General features: G+C 70.7%; 1 protein-coding gene. It reads right to left on the bottom strand.

Annotation, left to right across the window (positions count from 1 at the left end; genetic code table 11):
• Positions 1 to 396, bottom strand: a 396-nt coding sequence (locus FXF51_RS60295) for a condensation domain-containing protein (protein ID WP_148443843.1), incomplete at both ends; no start/stop codon positions are given.

Here is a 396-nt window from a genome sequence, read left to right on the forward strand (position 1 = left end):
AGCGGGCGGCAGGGCGGCCTGTGGCGCGGGTGCGCACAGCGGGAGACGGGAGACGGGAGTGTCCGGGGCGGCGACGGCGGCCGAGAGCAGGGTGAGCAGCGCGTCGGTGAAGGACTCGGCCCACTCGCGGGAGAACAGATCCTCCGCGAACACCACCTGAAGATGCAGGTCGTCCCCGGCCTGGACCAGGCTCACCATGTAGTCGGTGAGGCTCAGCGAGCGATCGAACAGCAGCGGCGTCCCGCCCATCAGCTCCGGCACCCGATCGACGGTGAAGAGCACGTCGAAGAGCGGGTTGCGGTGCGGATGGCGGGGCGGGTTCACGGCCGCGACGACCTGCTCGTAGGGGGTGTCCTGGTGGTCGAGCGCGGCCAGGAGATCGTCGCCGGTCTGACA

The sequence above is a fragment of the Nonomuraea sp. PA05 genome (assembly GCF_008086045.1).
GTDB lineage: Bacteria > Actinomycetota > Actinomycetes > Streptosporangiales > Streptosporangiaceae > Nonomuraea > Nonomuraea monospora.